This window comes from Pseudomonas sp. CAM1A, from assembly GCF_047501685.1.
Taxonomy (GTDB): domain Bacteria; phylum Pseudomonadota; class Gammaproteobacteria; order Pseudomonadales; family Pseudomonadaceae; genus Aquipseudomonas.
In genome coordinates this window covers 13,172-28,030 of the sequence record NZ_JBFNXP010000022.1, presented here as the reverse complement: position 1 = coordinate 28,030, position 14,859 = coordinate 13,172, and the positions used below count along the sequence as shown (strand labels likewise).

General features: G+C 67.1%; 12 protein-coding genes. 9 read left to right on the top strand and 3 right to left on the bottom strand.

All coding sequences use genetic code 11. The annotated features are described in order from the left end of the window. Window positions 1-407: 407 nt before the first annotated feature. The 9 genes from ABZO33_RS26245 (at window position 408) to ABZO33_RS26205 (ending at window position 12,870) form a co-directional block, all read left to right on the top strand. Window positions 408-1,367: an AAA family ATPase gene (locus tag ABZO33_RS26245; protein ID WP_134693940.1), complete on the top strand. Its 960-nt coding sequence runs from the start codon at window positions 408-410 to the stop codon at window positions 1,365-1,367. Between the two features lie 4 nt (window positions 1,368-1,371). Continuing rightward, on the top strand, window positions 1,372-2,316 hold the full coding sequence (locus ABZO33_RS26240; RefSeq protein ID WP_414538421.1) for a DUF58 domain-containing protein: 945 nt from the start codon (window positions 1,372-1,374) through the stop codon (window positions 2,314-2,316). After that, window positions 2,313-2,807 carry a DUF4381 domain-containing protein gene (locus ABZO33_RS26235; RefSeq protein ID WP_046854739.1) on the top strand — a complete coding sequence of 165 codons (495 nt, stop codon included), beginning with the start codon at window positions 2,313-2,315 and terminating at the stop codon, window positions 2,805-2,807. The genes ABZO33_RS26240 and ABZO33_RS26235 overlap by 4 nt, the downstream gene beginning before the upstream one ends. Beyond that, entirely contained in the window at window positions 2,800-3,876 is a 1,077-nt protein-coding gene (locus ABZO33_RS26230) for a vWA domain-containing protein (protein ID WP_414538420.1), read from the top strand. Before ABZO33_RS26235 ends, ABZO33_RS26230 begins: the two co-directional genes overlap by 8 nt. After that, complete coding sequence (locus tag ABZO33_RS26225) at window positions 3,873-5,591, top strand: vWA domain-containing protein (protein WP_414538419.1); 1,719 nt, start codon at window positions 3,873-3,875, stop codon at window positions 5,589-5,591. Before ABZO33_RS26230 ends, ABZO33_RS26225 begins: the two co-directional genes overlap by 4 nt. Further along, window positions 5,588-7,213 carry a BatD family protein gene (locus ABZO33_RS26220; protein ID WP_414538418.1) on the top strand — a complete coding sequence of 542 codons (1,626 nt, stop codon included), beginning with the start codon at window positions 5,588-5,590 and terminating at the stop codon, window positions 7,211-7,213. The genes ABZO33_RS26225 and ABZO33_RS26220 overlap by 4 nt, the downstream gene beginning before the upstream one ends. A 184-nt stretch (window positions 7,214-7,397) precedes the next feature. Continuing rightward, the gene (locus tag ABZO33_RS26215; protein WP_414538417.1) at window positions 7,398-8,636 is read left to right on the top strand and encodes an exonuclease SbcCD subunit D C-terminal domain-containing protein; all 1,239 of its coding nucleotides are present in this window, start codon (window positions 7,398-7,400) and stop codon (window positions 8,634-8,636) included. Then, a complete protein-coding gene (locus tag ABZO33_RS26210) occupies window positions 8,633-12,277 on the top strand; it encodes an AAA family ATPase (RefSeq protein ID WP_414538416.1) in 3,645 nt (1,214 codons plus the stop codon). Before ABZO33_RS26215 ends, ABZO33_RS26210 begins: the two co-directional genes overlap by 4 nt. Next, window positions 12,274-12,870 carry a glutathione S-transferase gene (locus ABZO33_RS26205; RefSeq protein WP_414538423.1) on the top strand — a complete coding sequence of 199 codons (597 nt, stop codon included), beginning with the start codon at window positions 12,274-12,276 and terminating at the stop codon, window positions 12,868-12,870. The genes ABZO33_RS26210 and ABZO33_RS26205 overlap by 4 nt, the downstream gene beginning before the upstream one ends. Window positions 12,871-13,087: 217 nt before the next feature. On the opposite strand, the gene ABZO33_RS26200 is transcribed toward ABZO33_RS26205, so the two are convergent. The 3 genes from ABZO33_RS26200 to ABZO33_RS26190 form a co-directional block, all read right to left on the bottom strand. Beyond that, window positions 13,088-13,264 (bottom strand): hypothetical protein, encoded by a 177-nt coding sequence (locus tag ABZO33_RS26200; protein WP_367858306.1) that lies wholly within the window; start codon window positions 13,262-13,264, stop codon window positions 13,088-13,090. 180 nt (window positions 13,265-13,444) lie between these two features. Beyond that, on the bottom strand, window positions 13,445-14,575 hold the full coding sequence (locus ABZO33_RS26195) for a lactonase family protein (RefSeq protein WP_414538415.1): 1,131 nt from the start codon (window positions 14,573-14,575) through the stop codon (window positions 13,445-13,447). Continuing rightward, the gene (locus ABZO33_RS26190; protein ID WP_414538414.1) at window positions 14,541-14,828 is read right to left on the bottom strand and encodes a DUF5629 family protein; all 288 of its coding nucleotides are present in this window, start codon (window positions 14,826-14,828) and stop codon (window positions 14,541-14,543) included. The genes ABZO33_RS26195 and ABZO33_RS26190 overlap by 35 nt, the downstream gene beginning before the upstream one ends. Window positions 14,829-14,859 lie beyond the last annotated feature (31 nt).

Sequence of the window (14,859 nt, the reverse complement as noted above, 5' to 3'; positions counted from 1 at the left end):
CTCACTCCGGCCTTGCTCCCGGGAGGACCGCGCTGAACGCCCCATCCTGGGGCGCAGCGCTTGACGGGCATCCATGCCCGTCACCTCCCTCCGCAAGACCTCCGTTCGGCCTCCTGAAGTCGCAATTTGTGTCGCCTGAACTATCGCGCGCTTAGAAGCAAGAGCAAGGGCAAGGGCAAGGGCAAGGGCAAGGGCAAGATCGGGATCAGGATCAGGATCAGGATCAGGATCAGGATCAGGATCAGGATCAGGATCAGGATCAGGACAGTCTTGCTCCCCCAACCCATCCTTTACACGTTTTTTGCAAACCCCCATTGGTCCCCGCCCCCCCGGATGGATTAAAGTATCCCCCCTCGCCCTGCATGCGCTTCCAGCGCGCCAGGGCCCATCCCCAGGAACCGTCAACGATGGAACACCGTGAGGCGCTGATCGCGCTGCGCACCTTTCTTTCTTCCCAGATCCTCGGCCAGGAAAAACTGGTCGAGCGCCTGCTGATCGTGCTCCTGGCCGACGGCCACATGCTGGTCGAAGGCGCCCCGGGCCTGGCCAAGACCAAGGCCATCAAGGAGCTCGCCGAAGGCATCGAGGCGCAGTTCCATCGTATCCAGTTCACCCCCGACCTGCTCCCTGCCGACATCACCGGCACCGAGATCTACCGCCCGGAAACCGGCAGCTTCGTGTTCCAGCAAGGGCCGATCTTCCACAACCTGGTGCTGGCCGACGAAATCAACCGTGCCCCGGCCAAGGTCCAGTCGGCGCTGCTCGAAGCCATGGCCGAGCGCCAGGTCAGCGTCGGGCGCAGCACCTACGAGCTGTCGCCACTGTTCTTGGTGATGGCCACGCAGAACCCGATCGAGCAGGAAGGCACCTACCCCCTACCTGAGGCGCAGCTCGACCGTTTCCTGATGCACGTGAAGATCGGTTTCCCCGATGCCGCCGTCGAGCGGCGCATCCTCCTGCAAGCCCGCGGCGAGGCCCTGGGCGGCGAGGTGAAGCCCGAGCGGCGGGTCAGCCAGCAGGCGATCTTCGCCGCGCGCAAGGAAATCCTCGGCCTGTACATGGCCGACGCGGTAGAGGAATACCTGGTGCAACTGGTCATGGCCACCCGCACCCCGGCCAAGTTCGACAGTGAACTGGCCGACTGGATCGCCTACGGCGCCAGCCCCCGTGGCTCGATCGCCCTCGACCGCTGCGCCCGTGCCCACGCCTGGCTGGCCGGGCGCGACTTCGTCAGCCCCGAGGATATCCAGGCAGTGCTGTTCGACGTGCTGCGCCACCGCGTCATCCTGTCGTTCGAGGCCGAGGCGGCGGGGGTCGACCAGGACCGCGTGGTCCAGCGCATCCTCGACGTCGTCGCCGTCGCCTGACCCCATGCCCACCACGCAGCTGGCCGAACACGGCATCCGCATCGGCCTGGCCGACCTGATCGACATGCGCCATCGCGTGCGCGAAATCCAGCTGTTCTCCCGGCCCGGCCAACGCAGCCCGTTGGTGGGCCTGCACCACTCGAAACTGCGTGGCCGCGGGGTGGACTTCGACCAGGTGCGGGTCTACCAGGCCGGCGACGATGTGCGCAACATCGACTGGCGTGTCACCGCCCGCACCCAGGAGCCGCACACCAAGCTGTTCCATGAAGAGCGCGAACGGCCGATCTTCATCATGGTCGAGCAGAGCCAGCGGCTGTTCTTCGGCTCCGGGCTGATGTTCAAGTCGGTCCTGGCCGCCCAGGCCGCCGCCCTGTTCGGCTGGGCCGCGCTGGGGCACAACGACCGTATCGGCGGGCTGGTGTTCGGCGACAACGAGCACCATGAGGTCAAGCCCAGGCGCAGCAAGCAGAGCCTGCTGCAACTGCTCAACCGCCTGGCCAAGATCAACCAGGCCCTGCACACCGAGGCCCAGCCCCAGGCCGACAGCCTGGGCCTTGCCCTGCGCCGGGCACGGGAGGTATTGCGCCCGGGCAGCCTGGCCATCGTCATCTGCGACGAACGCGCCCTCAGCGCCAGCGTCGAGCAACACCTGGCCATGCTGTCGCGCCACTGCGACGTACTGCTGATGCCGGTCAGCGACCCGCTCGACCATGCCCTGCCCGCCGCCGGCCTGCTGCGCTTCGCCCAGCGCGGCGCGCAACTGGAGCTCGACACCCTCGACGCCAACCTGCGCCAGGCCTACCGCCAGCAGGCCGAGGCTCGCATCGAGCGCTGGGAGCTGCTGGCGCAGAAACTGCGCGTGGTGCTGATGCCGCTGAGCACCCAGAGCGAGATGATCGAGCAGTTGCGTGAATACCTGAATGCACAGCGCCTTGGAGGCGCCAAATGAACCCGCTGGACCAGTTGCAGCCGCTGATCGCGCCACCCGCTATCGGCCTGTGGCCGCCCGCGCCCGGCTGGTGGTTGCTGCTGGCCATGCTGCCCCTGCTCGGCTGGGGCGCCTGGCGCCTGCGCCACTGGCGCCCGGGCAAGCGCAAGGTGGTGCGCGCCGAGCTGCCGCTGGACCCGATCCGCGTCGAAGCCCTGGCCGAACTGGCGCGCCTGCCGCGTCCCTATGACGGCGCGCCCGCCGGGGCCTGGCTACAGCAGATCAACGCCCTGCTCAAACGCCTGTGCCGTAATCACTACCCGGGGGCCAACAGCCATACCCTCAATGGCCGGCAATGGCTGGCGTTTCTCGACAACCGCTGCCCGGCCGCCGGCCTGACCCGCTGGATGGTGCTGGTCGAAGGCGCCTACAAGCCCGAGTGCAAGCTCGACGACAAGGCCATCGCCGGGCTCGCCCAGGCGGTCGAAACCTGGATCCGCAAGCATGTTTGAACTGGCCTGGCCGTGGATCTTCCTGCTGTTGCCGCTGCCCTGGCTGGCACGCCTGCTGCTGCCGGCCGCCGACAGCGGCGAACCGGTGCTCAAGGTCGGCTTCCTTGACGAACTCGAGGGCCTGGCCGGGCGCCGTGCCCGCCTGAACCTGCCGACCTGGCGCCAGCAGGCGCCGTTCATCCTGATCTGGTTGCTGTTGTTGCTGGCGGCAGCTCGCCCGCAGTGGCTGGGCGATCCGCTGCCGGTCTCGGCCAGCGGCCGCGACCTGCTGGTGGCGGTGGACGTGTCGGGCTCGATGGACTATCCCGACATGCAGTGGCAGAACGACGAAATCAGCCGCCTGGACCTGGTCAAGGCTCTGATGGGCGACTTCCTGCAGGACCGCCAGGGTGACCGCGTCGGCCTGATCCTGTTCGGCAGCCAGGCCTACCTGCAGGCCCCGCTGACCTTCGACCGGCGCACCGTGCGCACCTTCCTCGACGAGGCGCAGATCGGCATCGCCGGCAAGAACACCGCCATCGGCGACGCCATTGGCCTGGCGGTCAAACGCCTGCGTCAGCGCCCGGCGCAGAGCCGGGTGCTGATCCTGATCACCGACGGCGCCAACAACGGCGGGCAGATCCACCCGCTGACCGCCGCGCGCCTGGCGGCCCAGGAAGGCGTGCGCATCTACACCATCGGCATCGGCGCCAACCCTGAAGCCAGCGGCACGCCGGGGCTGCTGGGCCTGAATCCGAGCCTGGACCTGGACGAGGCCGCGCTCAAGGAGATCGCCGAAATCACCCATGGCAGTTACTTCCGCGCCCACGACGGCGCCGAACTCGACGCCATCGGCGACACCCTCGACCAACTGGAACCGGTGGCCCAGCAGCCGACCCAGGCGCGCACCGCCCATGAGCTTTACGCCTGGCCACTGGCACTGGCGCTGCTGCTCAGCGTGCTGCTGGTGGTGGCCGTGCAGTGGCCGGACAACCTGCTGCAACGCCTGCTGCGCAAACCGCGCTTCCTGCAGCCCCACCCGGAATGGCGCCAGCGCCTCAAGCGCCTGCGCCTGAGGAGGCGGCGATGATCGAACTCTGGCCGCAATGGCTACGCCCGCTCTGGCTGCTGGTGCTGCCCCTGCTCGGCTGGCTGCTGTTCAAGCTCTGGCACCGGCGCAAGCGCGCCGGCCGCTGGCAGTTGATCCTGCCGCAGCCGTTCCACGCGGTACTGCTCGGCGGCGGCAGCGGCAGCACCAGCAAGCTGCCGTGGATCGCCCTGGGCCTGGCCTGGCTGCTGATCGTCCTGGCCCTGCTCGGCCCCAGCTGGCAGCGCCTGGAGGAAACCCGCCAGCGCCCGGCCGACCCGCTGGTGATCCTGCTCGAGCTGACGCCGCAGATGCTCGCCGAGGACAGCGCGCCGAACCGTCTGGAGCAGGCCCGACGCAAGGTGCTCGACCTGCTTGAGCACCGCCGCGACAGCCAGACCGCGCTGATCGTCTATGCAGGCTCCGCCCACACCCTGGTGCCGTTGTCAGATGACCTGGGCACCACGCGCAACCTGCTCGAGGCCGTCGATCCATCGATCATGCCGCAGCCCGGCCAGCGCGCCGACCTCGCCGTGCGCAAGGGCCTGGCGCTGCTGGCGCAGAGCGGCCTGGGCCAGGGCCGCCTGCTGTTGATCGGCTCGTCGCTGAGCGAGCTTGAACGCGAAGGCATACGCCAGGCCCTGGGCCGCCAGGGCCCGAGCCTGCTGATGCTGGGTGTCGGCAGCGCCGAGGGCGCGCCAGTGCGCCAGGCCAATGGCGAATACCTCAAGGACGAACAAGGCGGCATCCTTTTGCCACGCCTGGACAGCGCCTCGCTGAAGACCTTCATCGGCTCGACCGGCGGGCGCTATCGCCATGCCCGCATCGACGACCTCGACCTGCGCGGCCTGGGCCTGTTCGACAACCCGCGCCTGCTGCACAACGATGGCCAGACCCTGCAACTGGACAGCTGGGCCGACCAGGGCTATTGGCTGCTGCTGCCCCTGCTGCTGCTCGCCGCCTGCGCCGGCCGGCGTGGCTGGCTGTTCTGCCTCCCCCTGCTGCTGGCCCTGCCGCAGCCGAGTCAGGCCTTCGAGTTCAACGACCTGTGGCTGCGCCCCGACCAGCAGGGCCAGCGCCTGCTGGAGCGGCAACGCCCCGCCGAGGCCGCCCGGCACTTCGCCGACAGCCAGTGGCGCGGCATGGCCCTGTACCAGGCCGGCGACTTCGAAGGCGCCGCCGCCGCGTTCGCCCAGGCCGGCACGGCAGCCGCCCACTACAATCGAGGTAACGCCCTGGCCCGCGCCGGCGAACTGGAAGCGGCGCTGGACGCCTACGAACAGGCACTGGAGCGTCAACCCGACCTGAAAGCCGCGCTGGACAACCAGGCCCTGGTCCAGCAACTGTTGCAGCAACACCAGGCCAAGGCCGAGGAACAGGCGAACAACGCCGATGCCCAGGACACGCCCGGCAACGAGACCGAGGGCAACAGCAGCTCGACCAGCAGCCAGGCCCAGGGCACGCCAGACAGCGACAACCCGGCACAAGGCCAGCAGAACGGTGACAGCCAGGGCAATTCCCAGGCACCGTCCGGCACTGCTGGCGGCGATGACGACAGCATCACCCAGCCGCCCCAGCGGCCGCTCTCCACCAGCCTCGACGCCGAACAGCGCCAGGCCCTGGAACAATGGCTGCGGGAGATTCCCGATAATCCGGCGGAACTGCTGCGGCGCAAATTCTGGTATGAACAGCAATTGCATCAGGAAACCCCACGATGAGTCGCTTCGGCGTCTTTCTCCTAGGCCTGTTGTGGAGCCTCGCGGCCCAGGCCGAACCGACCCTGCAGGCCAGCGTCGACCGCACGCGCCTCGAGTCCGGCGAAACCCTGGAACTCACCCTCGAGAGCCAGGATGTGACCCAGTTCGGCAAGCCCGACCTGCGCACCCTCGAACCCGACTTCGAGGTCCGCGGCACGCGCCAGCTCAACAGCCTGCACACCCTCGACGGCGAAACCCGCGCCAGCACCCGCTGGATCATCACCCTGCTGCCCCGGCGCAGCGGCAGCCTGCGCATACCCGAGTTGCAACTGGGCCAGTCGCGCAGCCAGGCCATCGAGCTGCAGGTACAGCAGGCCGACAGCCAGCGCCCGGACGCGGCTTCGCAAGTGTTCGTCGAGGCCACCCTCGACAGCAGCGCAGTCTATGTCCAGGCCCAGGCCGTGCTGACCCTGCGCATCTACCATTCGGTGGCGCTGTACGACGACAGCAACCTCAGCCCGCTACAACTGGAGAGCGCCAAGGTCGACCCACTGGGCGAGTCGCGCACCTACGAGAAAGAAATCAACGGCGTGCGCCATGGGGTGATCGAGACCCGCTACGCTATCTACCCCCAGCAAAGCGGCAATCTTGAGGTGCCGCCGCTGCGCTTCACCGCCACCGCCGCCGACAATGGCGAGCAACCCGCCGGCACGCCAAGGGTCGGCCGCCAGGTGCAGGTCAGTTCGCTGCCGTTGCGCCTGACCGTCAAGCCGATCCCGGCCGGCTATCCGGCCGACCGCCCCTGGCTGCCAGCACGCAGCCTGACCCTGGAAGAACACTGGAACCCCGACCCGAACAGCCAGACGACGCAGATCGGCGACTCGCTGACCCGCAATATCAGCGTGCGCGCCGAAGGCCTTTCAAGCACCCAGCTGCCGCCGCTGCCGGCCACCGAGGCCGCCGGCCTGCGCCGCTACCCCGACCAGCCGTTGCTGCGCAACGAGATCGGCGAACGCGGCATGGTCGCCAACCGTGAAGAGCGCGAGGCGCTGGTGCCGACCCACGCCGGCGAGCTGGCCATGCCGGCGCTGGAGGTAACCTGGTGGAACACCCGCGAGGACCACCTGGAACACAGCAGCCTGCCGGCACGCACCCTGAACGTGCAGGACAACCCGGCGCTCAGCGCCGACACCCCGGTCGGCGACAGCAACATGGCCCCAGGCCTGCTCTGGCCCTGGCAACTGGCCACCTTGGTACTGGCCCTGACCACCCTGCTCGGTTTCACCCTGTGGTGGCGCGCCCGTTCGCAACCGGCGGTACTGCGGGCGGCACAGACTGGCCCGAGCCCACGCACGCTGCTCGACGACCTCAAGCGCGCCTGCCAGGCCAACGACCCGCAGGCCACTCGCCAGGCGCTGGACGCCTGGGCACGCCAGCAGCCCGAGACCCTGGCCGAGATGGCGGCGCGCTTCGTGCCGTTGTCCGATGCGCTGGATGGGTTGAACGGTGCGCTGTACAGCGAGGGCGGCCAGTACTGGCACGGCGACGAGCTGTGGCGGGCGATCGGCGCCATACCGCCGGCCGAGCAGGTGCTGGCGCCGACGGGCGAGGCCAGTAGCCTGCCACCGCTGTATCCCAAGTAGCCGAGCATGCCTTGAGCCTTGCAGCGTGTTCGAAATCGCGCGCCGCGCGGGCGGCGCTCGATCTCATGGGCGCTGCAACTCTTTCGCCAGACACATAGGGAACGCCACTCGGTGCCCGCCGCACGATGAGTTACCATACCGCCCAAATCCAAACGCCCCCTGCCGCTCACCCTACGGATCTTCCATGCGTCTGTTTCACACCTCCGACTGGCACCTGGGCCAGAGCCTGCATGGCCAGGAACGCGACTTCGAACACGCCTGCTTTCTCGACTGGCTGCTCGGCCAGCTGCGCCTGCGCCAGCCCGATGCGCTGCTGATCGCCGGGGACATCTTCGACACGGTCAATCCGCCGGTCAAAGCCCAAGAGCGCCTCTACGACTTCATCGTCCAGGCCCACGAGCAACAGCCCAAGCTGGATATCGTGATGATCGCCGGCAACCACGACTCCGGCTCGCGCATCGAGCTGCCGGCGCCACTGATGCGCCGCCTGCGCACCCACGCCCTGGGCCGCGTGCACTGGCTCGACGAGGGCCAGCTGGACGCCGAGCGCCTGCTGATCCCATTGACCAACGCCCGTGGCAAGGTCGGCGCCTGGTGCCTGGCCCTGCCCTTCCTGCGTCCCGCCGAAGTCACCGGGCCGGCGCTGGGTGACGACTACCTGCAGGGCATCACCCAGGTCCACGAGCAGTTGATCGCGGCGGCACAGAAGAAACGCAAGAAGGACCAGGCGCTGGTCGCCATCAGCCATGCGCACATGGCCGGCGGCAGCATCTCGGAAGACTCCGAACGCAGCCTGATCATCGGCAATGCCGAGGCGCTGCCGGCGCGGCTGTTCGACAAGGCCATCAGCTATGTCGCCCTGGGTCATCTGCACAAGCCGCAGAAGGTCAACCGCGAAGATCGCATCCGCTACAGCGGCGCGCCGATCCCGCTGTCCTTCGCTGAAATCAACTACCCGCACCAGGTGCTGGAAGTGGAGCTGGAGGGCGCCGAACTGGTCAGCGTCGAGCCGCGCCCGGTGCCGCGTGCCGTGGCCCTGCAACGGGTCGGCCCGGCACCGCTGGGCGAGTTGCTCGAACAATTGGGCCAGTTGCCGGTGATCGACCTGCTCGAAGACCCCAACCGCCAACCCTGGCTGGAGGTACGGGTGCGCCTGGACGAGCCGCAGCCCGACCTGCGCCAGCAGATCGAAGGCGCTCTGCAGGGCAAGGCCGTGCGCCTGGTGCGCATCAGCGCCGAATACGCCGGCAGCGGCCGCGCCGAAGACGACGAACAAGACTTCGTCGAACTGGCTCAGATGACCCCGCAGGACCTGTTCGGCCGTGCCTGGCAGCAACAGTACGGCAACCCCGCCGACGAGCAGGCCCTGGCCGACTTTGCCGAGCTGCTGCAGGACGTGCTGCAAGAAGAGGAACGACCATGAAGATTCTCGCCATCCGCCTGAAGAACCTGGCCTCCCTTGCCGGCCCCATCGACATCGACTTCACCGCCGAGCCCCTGGCCAGCGCCGGCCTGTTCGCCATCACCGGGCCGACCGGGGCCGGCAAGAGCACACTGCTCGACGCCCTGTGCCTGGCCTTGTTCGGCAGCGTGCCACGGCTGAACGATATCGCCCGGGAAGCCAAGGTGCCGGATGCCGACGGCGAGATCCCCACCTCCGACCCACGCAACCTGCTGCGCCGCGGCACTGGCAGCGGCTTTGCCGAGGTGGACTTCGTCGGCATCGATGGCTGCCGCTACCGTGCCCGCTGGGAAGCCAATCGCGCCCGCGAGAAAGCCACCGGAAAACTGCAGAACAGCCGCCAAAGCCTCTACGACCTGGACAGCGAGCAGTTGCTGGGTAGCGGCAAGAACGAATACAAGCAGCTGGTCGAGGCCCGACTGGGCCTGAACTTCGAGCAGTTCACCCGAGCGGTGATGCTGGCCCAGAGCGAGTTCGGCGCCTTCCTCAAGGCCGACGACCGCGAGCGCAGCGAGTTGCTGGAAAAACTCACCAACACGGCAATCTACACCCGCCTCGGCCAGCGCGCGTTCAGCAAGGCTCGGGAAACCGGCGAAGTTCACAACGACCTGAAGAAACAGGCCGAGCACCTGCTGCCGATGGACGCCGAAGCCCGCGTCGCCCTCGACCAGGAACTGGAACAGGCCCAGCAACAGTTCAAGGCCGACCAGGCGCGCCAGCGTCTGCTCGAGCAACAGCGCACCTGGTTCGAAGAACAGCAGCGCCTGAAGGCCCAGCACCATGAGGCCGGCACTGCCCTGCAAGCCGCAGAACAGGCGTGGCAGCAACTGGCCGAGCAGCGCGTCGACCTGCAACGCCTGGAGCGCCTGGCGCCCCAGCGCCACCAGTTCCATCGCCAACAGCACCTGGCCGCGCAACTGGCCCCGGTGCAGGCGGATATCGACCAGCAACAACGCCAGCAAAGCGATCTGCAGCAACATATCGACGCACTGCAGCAGTCCCTCGAGGCCGCCCGCCAGCACCTGGTCCAGCAGCAGGCCCTGCAAGGCGAAAACGCCCCGCGCCTGCGCCAGGCCTTCGCCGCTCAAGGTGACATTGCACGCCTGGACAAGGACCTGGCCGAACAGCGCGAAGCCTGTAACCTGGCCGAACAGGAGGCCAGCGCGGGCCAGCAGCAGCTGCAACAGCTGGAGGACCATCAGCAGCGCAGCCAGCAGCAGCTGTCGCAGATCGATGCCGCCCTGGCCGAAAGCCAGCACCTGGGCGGCCTCGCCGACGCCTGGCAGGCCTATCTGCCACAACTCAAGCAGGTCATGCTGATCGGCGGCCGCCTGGCCAAGGGCCGCGAAGAGCTGCCCGGGCTGCAGGCCCAGGCCAGCCAGGCCAACGCCCAACTGCAAGCGCAACGCGAACATTTCGAGCTGCTGTTCCGCGAAGCCGGTGCCGAACCCCATGCGTTGGCCGAGCAGGTCGATCTGCTCGGCGCCATGCTCCAGGACAACCGCAAGCAACAGCGCACGGTCGAAGAGCTGACCCGCCTGCATGGCCGCGAGCAGGAACTGCGCCAGGCGATCGCCACCCTGCGTGAACGCCAGCAGCAAGCCATGCAGCGGCGCCAGCAACTGATCGGCGAAGGCACCGCGGCCAAGGCCGAGCTGGAGAGCGCCGAGCAAGCGCTGACCCTCACCCGTCAATTGCTCGAGCGCCAGCGCCTGGCGCGCAACACCAGCGTCGAGGAGCTGCGCGCGCAACTGCGCGACGGCGAGCCTTGCCCGGTTTGCGGTAGCGCCGAACACCCGTTCCACCAGCCCGAAGCGCTGCTGCACAGCCTTGGTCGGCACGACCAGGCCGAGGAAGAGGCGGCGCACAAGCAAGTCGAACAACTCAATGGCAAGCTGGTGGACCTGCGCACCGAACTGGGCGTGGTCAATGCCCAGCTCAAGGATTACCAGCAACAACAGCAGCAGCTTGGCGAGCAGTTGCAGCCTGTGACCGAACAGCTCCAGGCCCATGCCCTGTGGCCCGCACTCGCCCCGCAGGACGACGCGGCCCGCGGCAAGTGGCTCGATGGCCAGTTACGCCGCCTCGGCGAGGAGATCGACCGCGACGAGAAGCGTCAGGCCGCCCTGCTCACTCTGCAGAAGGATGCCGCTCGCCTTACCCAGCAATTGCAGGCCGCAGGCGAGGCCCAGCAACAGGCGCAGCGTCACCTCGAGCAGCAGCACCAGGCACTGACCACCGACGCCCAACAACTGGAACAAAGCCTCGACGACCTGGGCAGCGTGCTGCCCCAGGACATTCTCCAGGCCCTGCGCGACGATCCGGCCAACGCCTTCCTCGGCCTCGACCAGCAGATCGCCCAGCGCCGCCAACAGCTCGACCTGCGCAAGGACGAGCAGCAAGAGCAACAGGCCCGTCAAGTCCAGCTCGACAAGCTGCGCGACCAGCAACAAACACGCCTGCAAGGGCAGCAGCAACTGCAACAGAAACTCGCCGCGCTCGACGAGCAACACCAGCAGGCCCGAGCTACCCTGGGCGAGCTGCTCGGTGAACAGCCCAGCGCCGAAGCCTGGCAACAGCACATGGACACCCAGCTGGAACAGGCGCGCAGCGCCGAGGCCGACTGCGTCCAGAGGCTGCAAGCGCTGCACACTCAAAGCGTGCAGCTGGCCGCCGACCTCAAGGCCAACCAGCAGCGCCAACAGGCCCTGGAACAGGAGCATCAACAGTTGCAGGGCGAGATCGCCCACTGGCGCAGCGCGCACCCTGAGCTGGACGATGTCGGCCTTGAGCGCCTGCTGGCCATCGACGATGCCCAGCTCGGTGAATTGCGTCAGCGCCTGCAAACCGCAGAAAAGGCCATCGAGCAGGGCCGCGTGCTGCTTCAGGAACGTGAACAACGCCTGCAGCAACATGCCAGCCAGGCCCACGGCGAGTTGCCGGCGGAAGAACTGGAGCAAGCGCTCAACGAGCTCCAGCAGCAGCTGGCCGTTCAAGAACAAGGCTGCGCCGAGCTACGCGCGCGCCAGGCCGACGACCAGCGTCGTCAGCAGGCCAGCCAGGCCCTGGCCGAGCAGATCGAGCAGGCCTACCAGCAATGGCAGCGCTGGGCGCGCCTGAATGCGCTGATCGGCTCGGCCTCGGGCGATGTGTTCCGCAAGATCGCCCAGGGCTACAACCTCGACCTGCTGCTGCACCACGCCAACAGCCAATTGCGCCAGTTGGCCAAACGCTACCGCCTCAAGCGTGGCGGCAGCGCGCTAGGCCTGCTGGTGCTGGACACCGAGATGGGCGACGAGCTGCGCTCGGTGCACTCGCTGTCGGGCGGCGAAACCTTCCTGGTCTCCCTGGCACTTGCCCTGGGCCTGGCGTCGATGGCCTCCAGCACCCTGCGCATCGAATCGCTGTTCATCGACGAAGGCTTCGGCAGCCTCGACCCCGAGTCGCTGCAACTGGCCATGGACGCCCTCGACGGCCTGCAGGCCCAGGGTCGCAAGGTGGCGGTGATCTCCCACGTGCAGGAGATGCACGAGCGCATCCCGGTACAGATCCAGGTGCGCCGTCAGGGCAATGGCCTGAGCGATGTCGAGGTGTGCGGGTGATTCTCTACTCGTTCCGCCGCTGCCCCTGGGCCATGCGTGCGCGCCTGGCGCTGCGCTACGCCGAGTGCGACGTGCAGGTGGTCGAGGTAAAGATGAAGGAAAAGCCCGCCGAACTGCTGGCACTGTCGCCCAAGGGCACGGTGCCGGTGCTCGATACCGGGAATGGCGTGCTGGAGGAAAGCCTCGACATCATGCGCTGGGCACTCGACCGGCACGACCCCGAGGACTGGCGCCTACTGGCCGACCCGGCGGCGGCGTGCCAGGCCGACGCGCTGATTGCCCGCAACGACAGCACGTTCAAGGCGCAGGTGAACCTGTACAAGTATGCCGAGCGCTATCCGGAATATTCCCGCGCCCACTACCGGGCACAGGCCGAGCCCTGGCTGGCCGAGCTGGAACGCCTGCTCGAAGGCAGGCCTTGGCTACTCGCCAATCACCCGAGCCTGGCCGACGCCGCCGTACTGCCCTTGATGCGCCAGTTTGCCGGGGTCGAACCGCAATGGTTCGCCGAGGCTGCTTATCCGCAGCTGCGGAGCTGGCTTCAGGGCTGGCTGGGGTCATCCCTGTTCAAGGCCGTCATGGCGAAGCCATAGTGCCCCACGTGACACACTGCAGGCCGCAGGAAAAAGCGTCGTTCGTCCTGTGTTTTTTCCTGCGGTCCGCTACTCACAACGCCAGAATCGGCGCGGACATCAGCAACAGCACTACCGCCGTGATACGCCACATCATGCTCTGCCCCTTTGGCGAGTCAAAAATTTAGCGTCAAATTAAATCACATGGCTTTGTGCTATTACCAATGGCTTTACACACTCAATTGGAGTGTTTGCTCAAGGCGGCATGGAAATGCGCGCTCTGTTGCAGGTATTTCTGGGTGTAGCTGTGGGTGCTCGAGGCCTTGGCACCCTGTTCCGCCTGGGCGTGGGCTGGCAGAACGACGGAGGCGGAGATGGCGGAGGCGGCGATGAGTGGGAAGAGATTGAAGTTCATGCTGGCAGACCTCGACTTCGGTGGTTGACGTTGGCCCGTCGTGGGCCTTGGGTCAAAACTTACGCCGATGGGTCCGCCTGTAAAAATTCATTGCGGCAGTAGCCATTATCATGGCCATTGATAATTGCCGATGCGCTTCGCAGCACAGCGCCAACGTGGGAGCGGGCTCAGTGCCCGCCATTATTCGAGGAACTTGAGGTCCGAAGGCGCCTGCTGGGCCAACGTCTGCACGGTATCCCCCAGCTTGCCGCTGCGCGGATCGCGGCGCATGACCACGATCTGGTTGCTCTTCTGGTTCGCCACCAGCAGGTAGTTGCCACTGGGGTCGAGGGCAAACTCGCGGGGATGATCGCCCTCCACCGAGCGGCGCTGCAGCAGGGTGAGCCGACCGTCATCCTTGCCCACGGCATATACCACGATCTCGTTGGCGGTACCGCGATTGCTGACATAAAGGAAACGTCCATCGGCCGACAGGTGCAGGCCGCCCGCAGCCTTGGCCGCTGCATCCTTGCTGTCGGTCAGCGACAAGCGCTGGCGCTCGGTCAGAGCACCGTCCTGCACATCGAATACCACCACCTCGGCGCTCATCTCCAGCGTCAGGTAGGCATGCCGGCCCTTGGCGTCGAACAGCAGATGACGCGGGCCACTGCCCGGTGGCAACGCCACCGACGGAGGAATCGCCGGGCTCAGCGGGTGCTCGGGGCTGGCGCCGTCGTAGCGGTAGATGAACACCTTGTCCGCGCCCAGGTCGCTGGCATAGAGGTGGCGGCCATCGGGTGACAGCACCAGCGAATGCACATGGGCACCGGCCTGGCGCTCGGGGTTGACCTTGCTTGGCGTGTGCCGGACCTGCTGTACCACCGGCTTGAGCTTGCCGTCCCGGGCCACCGGGATCACCACCAGGCTGCCACCGGGGTCGGGAGCGACGGCGTAGTTGGCGACAAACAGGTAGCGCTGGTCATGGCTCAGGCTGGCGTGGGTCGGCTCGTCGCCCTGGCTGGGCACCTGGTTCAGCAGCTTGATCTCGCCCTTGCTGCCCAGCGAGAAGCTGCTGACATTGCCCTTGGGCGTTTCATTGACCGCGAACAGCTGGCGCTGGTCGGCAGACAGCACCAGCCACGAGGGGCTGACGCTCTTGACCACCTGCCGGGGCTTGGCGTCGATCTGGCCAGTGCGAGCGTTGAAGGCGTAGCGGTAGATCCCTTCGCTGCCGTTGTCGGTGTAGCTGCCCACCAGCAACGTGGCGGCCTGGGCGTTGACTGACAAAGCCATCAGGCTAGCGGTCAGCAGGCGTGTCCATTTCCTGTTCATCGTCTTCTTCATCCGGGGCACGAAAAGCACTCATACAGACTAGACGATGCTCGCCTTCATCAGTGGCCAGGCTCCAGTCGTCGCCCGCCCCGGTGGCGGCAGCGATCTGCTCGGGGGTGAAGGTCCAGCGACGCAGTTGGCGGCCGTCCATGCATTCGATGGTGAGGCCGGATTCGTCGAGGGTGAAGTCGAAGGCGTGCAGGCCGTCGATCAGGAGCATGTTGCAGGCTGCGAGGGCGGTGGCGAGGGTCATGGGGACATCCGGAAAATTGGGCGACCATTAT